13 protein-coding genes are annotated in these 16,635 nt (G+C 35.5%); all 13 read left to right on the top strand.

Annotated elements, in window-relative coordinates:
* Nucleotides 1-54 precede the first annotated feature (54 nt).
* The 13 genes from E0F98_RS07850 to E0F98_RS07910 all read left to right on the top strand — a co-directional run bounded on the left by E0F98_RS07850 (nt 55) and on the right by E0F98_RS07910 (nt 16,321).
* Entirely contained in the window at nt 55-1,107 is a 1,053-nt protein-coding gene (locus E0F98_RS07850; protein ID WP_132110189.1) for a glycosyltransferase family 4 protein, read from the top strand.
* Nucleotides 1,104-1,853 carry a glycosyltransferase family 2 protein gene (locus tag E0F98_RS07855; protein WP_132110191.1) on the top strand — a complete coding sequence of 250 codons (750 nt, stop codon included), beginning with the start codon at nt 1,104-1,106 and terminating at the stop codon, nt 1,851-1,853. Before E0F98_RS07850 ends, E0F98_RS07855 begins: the two co-directional genes overlap by 4 nt.
* Nucleotides 1,854-1,874: 21 nt before the next feature.
* The gene (gene gmd, locus E0F98_RS07860) at nt 1,875-2,987 is read left to right on the top strand and encodes a GDP-mannose 4,6-dehydratase (RefSeq protein ID WP_132110193.1); all 1,113 of its coding nucleotides are present in this window, start codon (nt 1,875-1,877) and stop codon (nt 2,985-2,987) included.
* 219 nt (nt 2,988-3,206) lie between these two features.
* Nucleotides 3,207-4,139, top strand: a complete 933-nt coding sequence (locus E0F98_RS07865) for a GDP-L-fucose synthase family protein (RefSeq protein WP_132110457.1) — start codon at nt 3,207-3,209, stop codon at nt 4,137-4,139.
* 287 nt (nt 4,140-4,426) lie between these two features.
* Entirely contained in the window at nt 4,427-5,515 is a 1,089-nt protein-coding gene (locus E0F98_RS07870) for a mannose-1-phosphate guanylyltransferase (protein WP_243699212.1), read from the top strand.
* Nucleotides 5,516-5,673: 158 nt separating this feature from the next.
* Nucleotides 5,674-6,222 carry a dTDP-4-dehydrorhamnose 3,5-epimerase gene (rfbC, locus tag E0F98_RS07875; RefSeq protein ID WP_132110195.1) on the top strand — a complete coding sequence of 183 codons (549 nt, stop codon included), beginning with the start codon at nt 5,674-5,676 and terminating at the stop codon, nt 6,220-6,222.
* 508 nt (nt 6,223-6,730) lie between these two features.
* Nucleotides 6,731-7,594, top strand: a complete 864-nt coding sequence (rfbD, locus tag E0F98_RS07880; protein WP_132110197.1) for a dTDP-4-dehydrorhamnose reductase — start codon at nt 6,731-6,733, stop codon at nt 7,592-7,594.
* 395 nt (nt 7,595-7,989) lie between these two features.
* Nucleotides 7,990-9,036 (top strand): dTDP-glucose 4,6-dehydratase, encoded by a 1,047-nt coding sequence (gene rfbB, locus E0F98_RS07885; RefSeq protein ID WP_132110199.1) that lies wholly within the window; start codon nt 7,990-7,992, stop codon nt 9,034-9,036.
* Between the two features lie 507 nt (nt 9,037-9,543).
* On the top strand, nt 9,544-9,660 hold the full coding sequence (locus E0F98_RS16315) for a GxxExxY protein (RefSeq protein WP_132110201.1): 117 nt from the start codon (nt 9,544-9,546) through the stop codon (nt 9,658-9,660).
* A 71-nt stretch (nt 9,661-9,731) separates the two neighbouring features.
* Complete coding sequence (gene rfbA, locus E0F98_RS07895; RefSeq protein WP_132110203.1) at nt 9,732-10,598, top strand: glucose-1-phosphate thymidylyltransferase RfbA; 867 nt, start codon at nt 9,732-9,734, stop codon at nt 10,596-10,598.
* Between the two features lie 317 nt (nt 10,599-10,915).
* Nucleotides 10,916-11,875, top strand: a complete 960-nt coding sequence (locus E0F98_RS07900; RefSeq protein WP_132110205.1) for an MraY family glycosyltransferase — start codon at nt 10,916-10,918, stop codon at nt 11,873-11,875.
* Nucleotides 11,876-13,135: 1,260 nt separating this feature from the next.
* Nucleotides 13,136-14,275, top strand: coding sequence for a DegT/DnrJ/EryC1/StrS family aminotransferase (locus E0F98_RS07905; RefSeq protein WP_132110207.1), 1,140 nt, complete (start codon nt 13,136-13,138; stop codon nt 14,273-14,275).
* Between the two features lie 75 nt (nt 14,276-14,350).
* Nucleotides 14,351-16,321: a polysaccharide biosynthesis protein gene (locus E0F98_RS07910; RefSeq protein ID WP_132110209.1), complete on the top strand. Its 1,971-nt coding sequence runs from the start codon at nt 14,351-14,353 to the stop codon at nt 16,319-16,321.
* Nucleotides 16,322-16,635: the final 314 nt, after the last annotated feature.

A 16,635-nucleotide genomic window follows, 5' to 3' on the forward strand; every position in this document is an offset into this window, starting at 1 on the left:
TATATTTATTATTTACAGCCTGATATAATTTTTAAGTCAAACTTATTCTATTTAATGAAAAATAATTTAAAAATAATACTTGATAATATTGTTTTTTCCCTCCAAAAAGCGGGCGGCATTTCTACTTATTGGTTTGAATTATATTCAAGGGTTATACGGGATTATGATGAGGTTTATTTTGTTGAGAGAGAAAATGATAATATAGTCGCAAAACAACATGTAATAGGTAAGGAAAAGATTTTATCAACTGAGGTTTCTAATTTGTTGGTAGATAGGTTTGTAAATGTTTCTCTTAGAAAAGTGAATGAAAAATTTATTTTTCATTCAAGCTATAACCGCATCACATCAAATAAAAAGGCAAAACAAGTTCTTACCGTTCATGACTTCGTACATGAAAAGTATTATTCAGGAGTGAGGAGATTTTTACATAGTTATCAAAAAGGAAAAGCTATTAATAAGGCAGATGCTATTATTACAATTTCCGAAAACACAAAAAAGGATTTGTTGACTTTTTTTCCTAATATTAATTCAAATAAAATTTATGTTATTTATAACGGTGTTTCAAAGGACTTTTACCCCCTAAAAAAAGAAGCTCTAAAGAATGATTTTTTGTTTATTGGCTCCAGAGAAAAATATAAAAATTTTGATTTTGCTGTTAAAGCCATAGCTCAAACAGATCGTTTCAAGTTAAATATTGTAGGCTGTGTTTTAAGAAAAGAGGAGGTTGAAATACTTAATAGATTGATTCCAGGTCGTTGGGAATTATTTAATAATATTGAAAATGCAAAGTTAAATGAACTTTATAATCAAGCTTACGCATTAATTTATCCTTCTTCTTATGAAGGTTTTGGAATACCATTGTTGGAGGCCATGAAAACGGGTTGTCCCTTTATTGCCCTGAATAGTTCTTCAATTCCTGAAGTTGCAGGAAAAGCAGGTGTTTTGATTGATAAATTAGAAATCGCAGTTTTTAATGAAGCAGTATTGAATATTGATAAAAAAAGAGAAGAAATAATAAAAATGGGTTTTGAGCAAGTGAAGAATTTTTCCTGGGAAAAATGCTATCAAGAAACGATACAAGTTTATAAAGATTTATATAGATCATGAAAATATCAATAATAACAGTAGTGTATAATAATGATAGGACTATAAAGGATGCTTTGCAGTCAGTTCTTTCACAGGATTATAAAAATATAGAATATATTGTCATAGATGGAAAATCTACAGACAATACGGTAAATTTGATAACTGATTTCAAAGATAGATTAGCTTATTTTATTTCTGAAAAAGACAGCGGTATTTATGATGCGATGAATAAAGGTATTCGTGCAGCTACGGGAGATGTTGTAGGAATTTTAAATTCAGATGATTTGTATGAGGATTCAGGTGTTATAGCCGCTGTTATGGAGCAATTTAACATTGATTTGGATTTAGATATATTATATGGTGACTTGGTTTATGTGAAAAGTGATGATACCAATAAAGTAATTAGGAATTGGAAATCGAAAGCGTATTATAATCAATTTTTTGAAAATGCAAATGTACCACCTCACCCGTCATTGTTTGTGAAAAAGAAAGTATATGATGAAGCAGGATTATTTGATCTAGATTACAAAATAGCTGCTGATTATGAGTTTATGTTGCGAATATTTAAAAAACATAATTTTAATTCAAAATATTTTAATAAGCTAATAGTTAGAATGAGACTTGGAGGAGCTTCAAATGCCGGTTTGTCAAGTGTAATTAAACAAAATAAAGAAGTTTTAAATGCTTGGAAAAAAAATAATTTAAATAAGCCTTTTTATTTAATGCCACTGAGAGTTTTGAGAAAATTAGCTCAATTTTTAAAATAAATTATAAATATATAGAAGATAATGAAAATAGCCCTTATCACAGGAATCACAGGACAAGACGGTTCATACTTGGCAGAATTATTATTAGAAAAAGGATATATGGTTCATGGAGTTAAAAGAAGAGCCTCTTCTTTTAATACCCAAAGAATCGATCACATATACCAAGATTTACATCAAGACCATATAAATTTTAAGTTGCACTATGGCGATTTAACTGATTCGACTAATATCATTCGAATCATTCAGGAAGTGCAGCCTGATGAAATCTATAATTTAGGAGCGATGAGCCATGTAAAAGTCTCTTTTGATTCACCGGAATATGTGGCTAATGTAGATGGGATTGGAACTCTAAGAATTTTAGAAGCGGTTCGTATTTTAAGTTTAGAAAAGAAATGCCGTATTTACCAAGCTTCCACTTCTGAATTGTATGGTGGTTTGGCGGAGAATAAAAATGAGAAGGGATTGTATGATGAGCATTCTCCTTTTTATCCTCGTTCGCCTTATGGAGCAGCTAAAATTTATGGTTTCTGGATTACCAAAAACTATAGAGAAGCTTACGGTATGTTTGCGACTAATGGGATTCTTTTTAATCACGAATCTCCGCGTAGAGGAGAAACTTTTGTAACCCGTAAGATAACTATGGCTACTGCAGCCATCGCTTTAGGAGAACAGGATTGCCTTTATTTAGGGAATCTAGATGCACAACGAGACTGGGGACACGCCAAAGATTATGTGGAGGCAATGTGGCGTATTTTGCAACAAGACGTAGCTGAAGATTATGTAATCGCTATGGGAGAAACTACCTATGTGCGTGATTTTGTTAAAATGTCATTTGCAGAAGTAGGAATTGCTATTGAGTTCAATGGCGAAGGTGTAGAGGAGAAAGGCTATGTTGCCTCTTGTTCTAATCCAGATTATCAATTAGAAATTGGTAAACAAGTGATTGCTGTAGATCCTCAATATTTCCGTCCAACAGAAGTGGATTTGTTGATTGGAGATCCTACAAAGTCTAAAACGCAACTTGGGTGGGTACCAAAATATGATTTAAAAGGATTGGTAGCAGAAATGATGGCTTGTGATGTGCAACTCGTTCAGAAACAGCGAATGTTGAGAGCAGCGGGGCATAAGTGTTAAGAATCAGTTAGAGTAGTTCTCGTTCTCGATACAATTTTGAATAGTAAAGCTGTCGCATTACTATTTAAAATCACTCGAACTGACGCTTCTGTAAAAATTTAGGGAAAGTTAGCTCTCGATATAATTTTTGTTTCATTTTCATTGCACAAAAATCACTCAGACTGACGGTTTCTAACAACAACAGGAGAAAATAATCAAAAGCGAATATTTTAAAATATGATGAAAAAACAAGATAAAATATATATTGCAGGTCACCGCGGAATGGTAGGTTCTGCTATTTTAAGGGCTTTAGAGGTACAAGGTTACGATAACTTTTTGCTACGTACTTCGTCTGAGTTGGATTTAAGAAATCAACAAGCAGTCGCTGATTTTTTTGCTCAGGAAAAACCAGATTATATTTTTTTGGCAGCTGCAAAAGTAGGTGGAATTATAGCAAACAATACCTATAGAGCAGATTTTATATACGAGAATTTGATGATTCAGAATAATGTGATTCATCAAGCTTATGTCAATAAAGTGAAGAAACTAATGTTTCTAGGATCTTCCTGTATTTACCCAAAAATGGCCCCTCAGCCTTTGAAAGAAGAATACATGTTAACAGGTGAACTAGAACCAACTAATGAACCTTATGCAATTGCAAAAATTGCTGGTATCAAAATGTGTGATGCATACAGAGATCAATTTGGTTGTAATTTTATTTCGGTTATGCCTACCAATTTGTATGGACCTAACGATAATTATGATTTAAAAAATTCTCACGTTTTACCTGCAATGCTTCGTAAGTTTATTATAGCTAAGCGTCATGGAGATGCTTCAGTAACAATCTGGGGAACAGGAAGTCCTCAGAGAGAATTTTTACATGCAGATGATTTAGCAGAAGCTTGTTTGTTTTTGATGGAAAATTACAATGAAGATGGAATAGTGAATATTGGGATAGGAGAAGATATTTCGATTTTAGATTTGGCCTTATTGGTTAAGAAAACAGTTGGATTTGAAGGGGAAATACTTACAGATCCTTCTAAGCCAGATGGTACTCCCCGCAAATTGATGGATGTTTCGAAACTTAATGGATTGGGTTGGAAGGCAAAAATTACTTTGGAGGAAGGGATTCAAAAGGTTTATCAGGAGATTAAAGACAAGGTTTGGGAATAGTTTTTGGTTGTCAGTTATCGGTTATGGGATGTCTGTTTAGTATTTAGTAGACAGATTAGCATATATGTTTTTTAAGTGTTGCAAGGCTATTACTTTGTGAGATGGTTGCTATATCAGCATGACAAGATTGTGAGTAAACTGAGTTTGAATATAAGGATTACATCAGTTAATGAGATACTTCTCCCGAAAGCTTTCGGGACGGCAGCATGACAAAACTACTTTATCAGTTTGCTTCGATAGAAAGAGGTAATTGTGGTGAAAAATGCTAATAACAAGAGAGATAAAAAATGAAATCAAATATAAATAATAACTACGTCCTCATTATGGCGGGCGGAGTAGGGAGTCGATTTTGGCCAAAGAGTCGCAATCAGTTTCCGAAACAGTTTATTGACATATTGGGAATAGGACAATCGCTGTTGCAATTAACCTACGAAAGGTTTTTGAAAATTTGTCCCGCGGAGCACATTTTTATATTGAGTAACCAGCAGTATTTGGATTTGATCCAGCAGCAGTTGGATGGTATTGCGGTAGCTAATATTTTATTGGAGCCTAGTCGCAATAATACGGCACCTTGTATCGCTTATGCGTCTTATAAAATTTTGAAAAGTAATCCTGATGCCAATATTGTGGTGGCTCCATCGGATCATTTGATATTGAAAGAAGGCGAGTTTTTGGACAGAATCAGTCAGGCATTGGATTATACTGCATCCAATGATGCGCTACTTACTTTGGGTATTAATCCAAGCAGACCGGATACTGGTTATGGCTATATCAATTTCCAAAAAGAAGGAGTTGATGGAGTACATCAAGTAGCTCGTTTTATGGAAAAACCAGTTTTGGAAAGAGCAAAAGAATATTTAGCTAGTGGGGATTATTTGTGGAATGCAGGGATTTTCGTCTGGCGTGCTCAAAGCATTATAAAGGCTTTTGAAAGACATGCTAGTGAAATAGCTAATTTGTTTGTCCAAGGGAATGAGGTGTACAACACTAGTGCGGAGGCCGCTTTTATAAAAGAGAATTATCCTAAAAGTCCAAACATTTCCATTGATTATGCTATCTTAGAAAAAGCTGATAATGTTTATACTATTCCTTCAGATATAGGTTGGAGTGACTTGGGTACTTGGGCTTCTTTGCATGAAGTAGTAGAAAAAGATGAAAATAATAATGCTTTAAGTGTGGATCATTTTCATTTAGAGAACACCAATAATTGTATTATCCAGTTGCCTAAAAAGAAAGCTGCTATAATAAAAGGATTAGAAGATTTTATAGTGGTTGATGACGGTAAGGTATTGTTGATTTACCCAAAAGGGAGTGAGCAAGAGATAAAGACTGTTGCAGGTAAGATGGTGTCTAGTTATGGAGAGGAATACTTATAGTTGTTGGTTTTCTGCTTTATGGGTTATGAGTTATCGGTTGACTGTTAAAAAGTTTGAAATTATTTAATAATCATAATTGGCTTAAGTTCTAAAGTCATACCAAATTATGAGAATGAGGAAGAAATAGATATTTAGACAAGAAAATATAAAATTATACAATGATCATTGAAAAAACATTTATTAAAGATTTAGTACTTATAACCCCTGCCGTTTTTAATGATGAGAGGGGTTTCTTTTTTGAGGCTTATAACCAGGCCAAGTTTCATGAAAATGGAATTAAATATAATTTCATCCAAGACAATCAGTCGTTCTCAAAAAGAGGGGTGATTCGAGGATTGCATTTACAAATTAATCCTTTTGCACAAGCGAAGTTGGTTCGAGTGTTGCAAGGAGAAATTCTTGATGTAGCAGTAGATTTACGAAAAAACTCGGCTACTTATGGACAGCATTTTTCAGTAGTGCTAAGTGCTGAGAACAAAAAACAATTAATGGTGCCGCATGGTTTTGCTCACGGTTTTTCGGTGTTGAGTGAAACAGCTTCAGTTCTATATAAGGTAGATCAAGTCTATAATAAAGATAGCGAAAGAGGGATTCGGTATGATGATGCTACTTTGGCAATTGATTGGCAGATAAATCCGAGTGAAGTGATTGTTTCAGAGAAGGATTTGGTATTGCCTGGATTTGAGGATATTGATTGGGAGTTTTAGTGGCAGGTTAGCTGTTGTCAGTTTTCGGTTTTCGGTTTTTGACAGTAGATGCTAGAGTGTACGTGATTGGATGTTAAGGTTATCGGTTGTCAGTTATCAGTTGTGAGTCCCGATAGCTATCGGGATCGGTTGTGGGTTCGAGAAGTGGTTTTTAACTGAGGACGACTTATTTTTTTAACCGCAAAGTTAGCAAAGGATTCGCGAAGAACGCAAAGGTTTTTTGCTTGGATTTGATGCTATTGATTGGGAGTTTTGAAAAGAGTTTAAAGTTTAAAGTTGTCGGTTTTAGGGTTACTTTTTGAGTTTTGGACATAACAGATACAATTAGTATTATTCAGTAGTTGGTCTGGTTTTATATAGCGGTCTATGTTAAATTTATACTTTTTTGCATAGTGTACTATACACAATACGACTATTTGGTGCGAGAGTGAATGTAGTGAAGAGAAAAGAATAAAGAGTAAATAGAATAGAAAAAGTTAGATTTTATAATAAAGAAGAAAGAGATCAATTGAAAAAAATACTAGTAACGGGAGCGAATGGCCAATTGGGTTCAGAGCTTAGAGAAATAGCTGTAGATAAAACCCAATTCGAGTGGGTTTTTACCGATTATCAGGAATTAGATTTGTGCGATTTGGCGGGTTTAGAAGGCAAATTATCAGAAATTAATCCGCAAATACTTATTAATTGTGCAGCGCATACAGCCGTTGATAAAGCAGAAACTGAAATTGAGTTGTCAGATGTGTTGAATCATCAGGCGGTGGCAGTTATGGCCAAATGGAGTCAGGCGAATAAATGCAAATTGATACATGTTTCTACTGATTACGTTTTTGATGGGGATTCGGCGGTGGCTTTGACAGAAACTGCAGAAACGAGTCCGATTAATGTGTATGGGGTTACAAAACTGGCTGGAGAAAAGGCTTGTTTAGAATTAAATCCAAACGCAATAATCATTCGTACTTCCTGGGTGTATTCTAGCTTCGGGAATAATTTTGTAAAAACCATGTCTCGATTGATGCAAGAAAGAGATAGCCTTAATGTGGTTAATGACCAAATTGGGTCTCCAACCTATGCCGCCGACTTAGCGCTAGCTATTATTACTATAATAGAGCATAAGAATTGGCAGGCGGGTATTTATAATTTTTCTAATGAAGGTGAAATAAGTTGGTATGAGTTTGCTTTGGCGATACAAGAAATTGGAGGTTTTGAGTGTGAAGTTGGCGGTATTCCAGCATCTAATTATCCTACACCGGCAAAACGTCCTGCCTATTCCTTATTGGATAAAAGTAAAATTAAAGCTACTTTTGGCGTTGAAGTGCCGGAATATAAGGAAAGTTTAAGGAAATGTATGGGGTTGTTGGGTATTGAGAAATAGAGATTAGAAAGTTGCGGAAATAGTAGGTTCATGGTTATCGATATTACGGACTTATTTTTTAATGTGAATTAGTCATCAACTACTAATTAGGTTTTATCAAAGGTGAAGTTATTTTCTTTTTTGCTTGATCAAAAAAGAAACAAAAAAATCAAGTCTTCGCTCCCTCGTCGGTCAAATTAGTTTTCGAAGTCTAAAACAAAAAAACTCGTCCCGAAAGCTTTCGGGACTCAAACAGTTTTTGTTTTTACGACTTCTTCAAACATTTGACGCTCGACTGCGGAAGCTAAGGACGGTTGAATCTCAGAAATAATGAAATTTAATTTATAAATGATTATAATGTTTTTTTAAAATTAATTATCCCTTGAACTGACAAATATCAAAATATAGAAATAGAAATGAAAAAAATACTAATAACAGGAGGAGCTGGTTTTATTGGTTCGCATGTGGTAAGACGGTTTGTGAATAAATATCCGGAGTATCAAATATTCAATTTGGATGCCTTGACTTATGCGGGGAACTTAGAGAATATAACAGATATAGAGACAGCTCCAAATTATACTTTTATAAAAGGAGATATTGTAGATGCTGATTTTATTGATGCGCTTTTTGCGGAGCATCAATTTGATGGAGTTTTACATTTAGCTGCCGAATCGCATGTGGATCGGTCGATAACAGACCCCGTAGCTTTTGTGAAAACAAACGTTATAGGTACCATGAATTTGTTGAATGCAGCAAAAACGATTTGGAAAGACAATAAGGATGGAAAGCGTTTTTATCACATTAGCACTGATGAGGTTTATGGAAGTCTGGGTGCTGAAGGGTTGTTTACAGAAACAACGGCTTATGATCCTAATTCGCCTTATTCAGCATCTAAAGCAAGTTCAGACCACTTTGTACGTGCGTATGGTGAGACCTATGGCTTGCCTTATGTGTTGACTAATTGTTCGAATAATTATGGGCCTTTTCATTTCCCGGAAAAGCTGATTCCGCTTTTTATTAATAATATTATCCAAAACAAGCCTTTACCCGTTTATGGGGATGGGAAGTATACCCGTGATTGGTTATTTGTAGAGGATCATGCGGTAGCTATTGATTTGGTTTTTCACGAAGGTGTTAACCATGACACGTATAACATTGGCGGTTTTAACGAATGGCAAAATATTGATTTGGTTAAGTTGCTTTGTAAAATCATGGATGAGAAGTTAGGTCGTGAGCTAGGAACATCAGAGCAATTGATTTCTTATGTTAAAGATCGTCCAGGTCATGATTTGCGTTATGCGATTGATGCGACTAAGATTAATAAAGAATTGGGGTGGAAGCCTTCGGTTACTTTTGAAGAAGGACTGGAGAGAACAGTGAATTGGTATTTGGAAAATGAGACTTGGTTGGAAAATGTGACTTCGGGAGCATATGCTTCGTATTACGATAAACAGTATTCTTAGGGTCAAATATTATATAGTAAGTCTACTATTGGAAATATGGCGCTGCATATTCAAAAAAAGTGTTCAGTATTCAGTCCCGATATCTATCGGGATTAGTGTTCAGAAGAATTGAAAACGAATCGATACTAATGGATGTTATTAGTAAGACGTCTCCACTGACGTTTTTCTAAGAGTGAGTGCTATTTGTTCTCAAGATTTATAATTTTCTTTTTTGCTTGATCAAAAAAGAAACAAAAAATTACTCACCATTACAATTTAATTATGGATTCCGTGAATCTTCGATTTCAAGTCTCCGCATCCTCGTCGGTCAAATTTATTTTCGAAAGCTAAAAGAAAAGAACTCGGCGAAAGGCCTCGGACAGCTTTTCTTTTTACGCATTCTTCAAATATTTGACGCTCGACTGCGGATGCTAAGGACGGTGGGTTAGCTTAATTAATAGCGATTTGCTTAGTAATTTATTAAGGCATCCAAGGTCCCAAAACGTTAATTTCTATTACGAAACAATTATGGTAGAAATAAAAGAAGTATCACTAATAGCTACTGCGTTTTATGCACAGTTACAAAACTATCTACGATGTGCCAATTTGGAATTAGGACTCCTTATTAACTTTGGTACATCGTGATTAATTTATAAAAGAATGATTAATTTGAAATAATTCGAAAAATTCGTTTTAATTCGCAAAATTCGCACAAAATGAAAGGAATAATATTAGCAGGAGGATCCGGTACCCGATTGCACCCGTTAACGTTGGCAATGAGCAAGCAAATGATGCCAGTTTATGATAAGCCGATGATTTATTATCCGTTGTCGACTTTGATGACGGCAGGGATTAATGAGATATTAATTATTTCGACGCCCCATGATTTACCTAATTTTAGAAAATTATTGGGTGATGGTTCGGCTATTGGTTGTAAGTTTAGTTATGCTGAGCAGTCTATTCCTAATGGATTGGCCCAGGCTTTTGTTATAGGTGAAGAGTTTATCGGTAAAGACAGTGTGGCTTTGGTGCTGGGAGATAATATTTTCTTTGGGTCTAATATGGATGAATTGTTGCAGTCCAATAAAAACCCAGAAGGAGGAGTTGTTTTTGCGTATCACGTTTCGGATCCAGAGCGTTATGGAGTGGTAGAGTTTGATAAGGATCTAAAAGCGCTTTCGATAGAGGAGAAACCTTTGGAGCCAAAGTCTAATTATGCAGTACCAGGTTTGTACTTTTATGATAATTCAGTGGTTGAGATAGCCAAGAATATTAAACCAAGTGCGCGTGGAGAATATGAAATCACCGATGTTAATAAAGTATATTTAGAGAAGGGAGCCTTAAAAGTGGGGATCTTAAGCAGGGGAACTGCTTGGCTAGATACTGGGACTTTCAATAGCCTGATGCAAGCCGGTCAGTTTGTTCAGGTAATTGAAGAACGTCAAGGACTGAAAGTGGGCTGTATCGAAGAGATTGCCTGGAGTCAAGGTTTCATTACGGAACAAGAACTAAGAGATTTGGCCGAGCCCTTGAAAAAATCAGGTTATGGTGAGTATTTATTGGGATTGTTGAAACACAAGTAATAAGTGATTAGTCCCGATAGCTATCGGGATCAGTGAGCAGTTTTTAGTGATTGGTATTCAGTGGTCAGTTGTTAGAGAATAGAGATATTCTTGATGCGATAATGGCTGAAATTTTTAATTTCCAAAAAGAGTATAAAAATTAGTACGCTAAGTAATTCTTAGTTTTGCCTCTAAAAATTTTAACATCACAAATTTGCGGTTAATTTCCGTAATCCAAGCTTGCAGACTTTTTGACTGCCAAACCAAAATTATGACTTTCGGGTTGTAGTGGTTTAATTTAAATGCTATTATTTAATAGCCGAGAATGTAATAAATTTATGATATATATAGCGTTATTTTTTTTATTGATGGGTGTTGAACTTTTTTATTTCAAAGTAGCCGATAAATACAATATAATTGATAAACCGAACAGTAGGTCCTCCCATACATCAATCACTTTACGTGGTGGTGGGATTATTTTTCCAATTGCAATAATCATTGCTTTTTTTCGGGGATATGTTTCTTGGGAACTTACAGTAGCTGTAGTACTAGTTGGCTTAATAAGTTTCATTGATGACATTAGACCGCTGTCACAGTTGCCGCGATTTGCAGCTCATGTAGTAGCTGTACTTTTGGTGTTTTATGATTTAGATTTATTTTCAGAGGCTATATGGTTGCTGCCCATTGTATTTATCCTGATGATAGGTTGGGTAAATGCTTTTAATTTCATGGACGGCATCAACGGTATAACCGTACTTTATGCCTTAATTGCTATAATAAGTTTTGCATATTTACCATTAAACGAAACCAGTCTACCCTTACTAATTACAATGGGATTATCATGTGTTGTTTTCGGTATATTTAACGTTAGGAGAAAAGCTAAAACTTTTGCGGGCGATGTAGGAAGTATAAGTATGGCACTTTTTCTCGGGTATTTTATGATTAAGACAATTGTAGAGTCGGACCAACTGGCCTATATTCTTTTCTTTTCCGTTTATGGCATCGATGCTGTTGTAACCATTATAAGTAGATTGATAAAGAAAGAAAACATATTTCAACCACATCGTTCTCATTTGTATCAATACCTAGCCAATGAAATGGGGTATTCTCACGTTGCTGTTGCGATATTCTATGCGGGACTTCAGTTAGTTATTAATGCGATTGTCATTTATAGTGATGCCAGCGATAGCTTGTCGCTTTATTCTGCCGGAGGATTTTTACTGATGATGACTCTTGTTTATTTAGGGGTTAGAACATTTGTTCTACGTCAAGTGCAGCTTAAAGAAAGTAGAGTGTAATTCTTTAAATTGATAAAGTTTTATTTAAAGCCGTTTTTGCTTAAGCTATTCGTTAAGTCTAGGTTGCGGAATCTTGGACTTTTCTTGCCACTAGCAAATGATTTTTTCTTTTTTATCTCAGGTAACTTTTATTTTAATAGGTGTTTGCTTTATCATCCGATTATCATATTGTGAGATTGATTTGAAGTTGTTATTTACAATGACGAATTGTTTTTAATTCTTATTTTTTCTTTTTTATCTCACTTAACTTTTATTTTAAGCGGTGTTCGATGAATCTTCGATTTGTCTTGATGAAAAAAGAAACAAAAAATTACTCATGCTTTAATATTGTTTTTTTTTGTATTCGTGAATCTTCGATTTCACTGCCTGACTATTTTTATCTAAAAATCATCGAACAAATTTATCTCACCTAACTCTTATTTTAATTGGTGTTCGATGAACCTCACTTCGTTTCGGTTTTTCCTATCGTGACCCCAGCCGCTCGTCGTTCCTCCTCGACTCGGGTGTCACTCCCGCCTACCAACGCTAAAATTCTTATCGTGATTTTTGTCCCGATAGCTATCGGGATAAAAATAGTAGGGCGGGGTTAGGATTGCTAATGATAAGGTGTCGGTTTTGTTTGTCGGTATAGGAAAATATTGCCGCATTATCGGGATGTAGAGTCATCCGCAGGACTCGAGGGTTTACCCGAACAGGCGAATCAATTTCAAGCGACAATAAGCAAATTTCTGAGACGTTTAAATGGAAACAAACTAGATGTTTCCTGGTTTGTTTGAGACGCTTCCAGCGTGACAAACTGGGAGGGTAAGCTTGTGAGGATAATTTTTGAGACGGTTTCCTGTGATAAACCGGGTGTTTCCTGGTTTGTTTGAGACGCTTCCAGCGTGACAAACTGGGAGGGTAAGCTTGTGAGGATAATTTTTGAGACGGTTTCCTGTGATAAACCGGGTGTTTCCTAGTTTGTTTGAGACGCTTCCAGCGTGACAAACTGGGAGGGTAAGCTTGTGAGGATAATTTTTGAGACGGTTTCCTGTGACACGCTAGGTGTTTCCTGCTTTGTTTGAGATGCTTCCAGCGTGACAAACTGGGTGGGTAAGCTTGTGAGGGTGATTTTGAAGTGAAACGTTATAATTTAAGGTCTAGTTTGTCATTGGGAAGCAATCTCATTAACATTGTGATCATAAGCTATAAAATTAACTTAGAAAGTTCAAAAAAAATATTTAATTTTAAATTCAATCCATAGATATTAATTTTTAAGAAATGGCTCAAGAAAAAATTTGGCTTTCGACTCCGCATATGGGTGGAAACGAGCAAAAGTACATTCAAGAGGCTTTTGACTCTAATTGGATTGCTCCAATGGGGCCAAATTTGGCTATTTTCGAAGAAAATTTAGAAAAATATCTTGGTTTAGGGCATGTTGCGGTCTTAAATTCGGGTACCGCCGCCATTCATCTAGCATTAATTCTTTTAGGCGTTAAGTCTGGAGATGAGGTACTTTGTCAGAGCATGACTTTTTCAGCTTCTGTCAACCCTATAATTTACTTGGGTGCAATTCCTGTTTTTATTGATAGTGAACCCGAAACTTGGAATTTGTGTCCCATTGCACTGGAAAGTGCGATTGTAGATAGGATTGCTAAAGGCAAAAAGCCAAAAGTAATAATAGCCGTAGATTTATATGGAGTTCCCTATAAAATTAAGGAAATAAGAGCAATTGCGAATCACTATTCTATACCCATTTTAGAAGACAGCGCTGAAGCACTGGGGAGTTGCTATAAAGGACGACGGTGTGGTACTTTTGGAGATATTAGTATTTTATCTTTTAATGGAAGTAAAATTATAACGACTTCGGGTGGTGGTGCAATAGTAACCAATTCAGTAGCGTTAAAGGAAAAAGCGATATTTTTAGCAACCCAAGCAAAAGAAGATGCACCGCATTATCAGCATGTCGAAATTGGGTATAACTATCGAATGAGCAATATTTGTGCAGGAATAGGTAGAGGACAAATGGAGGTTTTACAGAAGCATCTATTACTGAGAACAGAAATGCATGAATTTTATTTGGATTTATTCAAGGATATTAAAGGAGTAACGGTGTTTACCGCGCCCAATGATGGTTACGTTTCGAATTATTGGTTAAGTACTATTTTAGTTGAACCAACAAAGACCTTAGGTATTAGTAGAGAAACAATACGATTGAAACTGGAAGAAGCTAATATAGAGTCACGACCTTTATGGAAACCAATGCATTTGCAACCGGTTTTTGATAAATACCCCTATTATGGCAACTATGTTGCCGAAACACTTTTTATCAACGGACTTTGTTTGCCTTCTGGTTCTAATCTTACAATGGCGGATCGAAATAGAATCCGGGCGGTAATTTTAAATTTATTCAACAAATAAAATATAAAAATTTATTTTCAAAATAATTAATAGTATTTTTGAGATGTTTAAAAAAAAAGTAAAATATCATATAGTTTGAAAAACAATACAAAACCAGACAGTAGCTCTATAGACGGAGAAATTTTTTCTAGGACTAATCTAAAATTTAATCTTCATAGTCTGGGCTATTTACCAAGATGGATCATAGTGATGCTGGACTGTGCCGTTTTAATACTGGCCTTCTTTTTTAGCTATTTATTGTTTAGGGGAACCGGAGTAAACTATATCAGGACACCGCATAGCGTACTGTTTGTTGGCTCGCTGTTTGGGGTTAATTTATTCTTTTTTTGGTTGTTTCGAACCTACTCTGGAATTATAAGGCATTCTTCTTATATCGATGCCATTAAGCTACTGTTTTCGCAAATGGCCGTTTTAACTATCTTTTTACTATTCAATTTTATTTTTGAAGTAGTCTATGGATTTAAGGTGTTTTTGAACACTGCACTTTTTATTAATATGGTGTTTTCCTTTTGTGGGTTATTTCTATACAGGGTTATTGTAAAGCAAACTTTCGAATATTATTTTTCTGAAAAAAGCAACATAACCTTACCCAGAACAATTATTTACGGTACCGACGCTAATGCCATATCAGTAGCTAATGCGCTAAAGATGGAAACTCCTGCTCGTTTTAAAATTGTAGCTTTTGTGGACAGGAATGCTCAAAATTCATCTAAACGAATGCTGGATTTACCTATTTTAATTTTAAAGAAAAAACTACCCACTTTAATGCGTTCTGTAGGTGCTGAAGGAGTCATTATCGCTGATAAAAGTCTGTCAAAAGAAGAGCGTTTAATCATTGTTGATCAGTGTTTAGAGTACAATTATAAAGTGTATATCGTACCATTAATCACCGACTGGGAAAATCAAAAAGAGATTTCTCAAAAGGTAAAAACGATCCAGATTGAAGATTTGCTGGAGAGAAAACCGATTGTCTTGGATAACAAGTCCATTTCCAAACAAATAAAAGACAATACTATTTTAATATCAGGTGCAGCTGGTTCTATAGGAAGCGAAATTGTACGTCAGGTAATACAGTTTAATCCAAAGAAGATTATTATCCTCGATCAAGCCGAAACACCACTGCATCATTTGAACTTAGAGACAGAAACGTTTTCTACAAATACAAAAATTAGAACCGTTGTAGCTGATATAAGGAATAGAGAGGCGATGGAAAAAGTCTTTAGATTATATAAACCAGAGGTAGTTTTTCATGCTGCGGCCTATAAGCATGTGCCTTTAATGGAAGAGAACCCTTCTCAAGCTATTCTTACTAATATTGGCGGAACTAAGAACCTTGCTGACCTGGCCTGTTTGTACAAGGTTAAGAAATTTGTAATGGTTTCTACTGACAAAGCGGTGAACCCTAGTAATGTTATGGGGGCGAGTAAGCGTATTTCGGAAAAATATGTACAGTCCTTGCAATTAAAAACTCAGGAATTAGGCAAGAAAAACGCAACGAAGTTTATTACGACTCGTTTTGGTAATGTTTTAGGATCGAATGGTTCTGTAGTGCCGTTATTCACCAAGCAAATTGCCGCAGGTGGACCAATCACCATTACGCACCCCGATATTATTCGGTATTTCATGACTATTCCTGAAGCTTGTCAGCTAGTTCTAGAGGCTGGAGCGATGGGTAAAGGCGGTGAGATTTACATCTTCGATATGGGGAAACCGGTTAAGATTATCGATCTGGCAAGAAAGATGATTAAGTTGGCAGGATTTGTTCCAGATAAAGATATTAAAATACAAATTGTGGGATTGAGACCTGGTGAGAAATTGTATGAGGAATTACTTAATGACACTTCAAAGACAATTGCTACCTATCATGAGAAAATAATGATTGCAGAGGAAATTCAGGATGAATTTGAGGGTTTGCATGCGGATATCGAAGAGTTAATTGAGAAAGCGCATTATTTGGACAATGATGAAATTGTAATGAGAATGAAGAAAATCGTTCCCGAATTTATAAGTATGAATTCTAGTTATGAATTGTTGGATGTGAAATAAGGACTGTTTTAGCGATAGTTTTTAAAAAGTTCATAGGGAGTATTCTCTGTGGACTTTTTTTGTTATCAGTCCCGATGGCTAGTGGGATGTGTTATCAGTTAGTTCGGCACATAGTTTGTAATTGCGAAGCAATCTCTAGCGACAATAAGGTAATTACTTTTATCGTTCCATGTGATAAACTAGGTGTTTCATGGTTTGTGTGAGACGCTTCCAGCGTGACAAACTGGGTGGGTAAACCGTGAGGGTAATTTTGAAGTCGAACGTTGTGTTTCATGGTTTGTTTGAGACGCTTCCAGCGTGACAAGGAGCGGGGT

This window comes from Flavobacterium hiemivividum (genome assembly GCF_004349145.1).
Classification (GTDB): Bacteria; Bacteroidota; Bacteroidia; order Flavobacteriales; family Flavobacteriaceae; genus Flavobacterium; species Flavobacterium hiemivividum.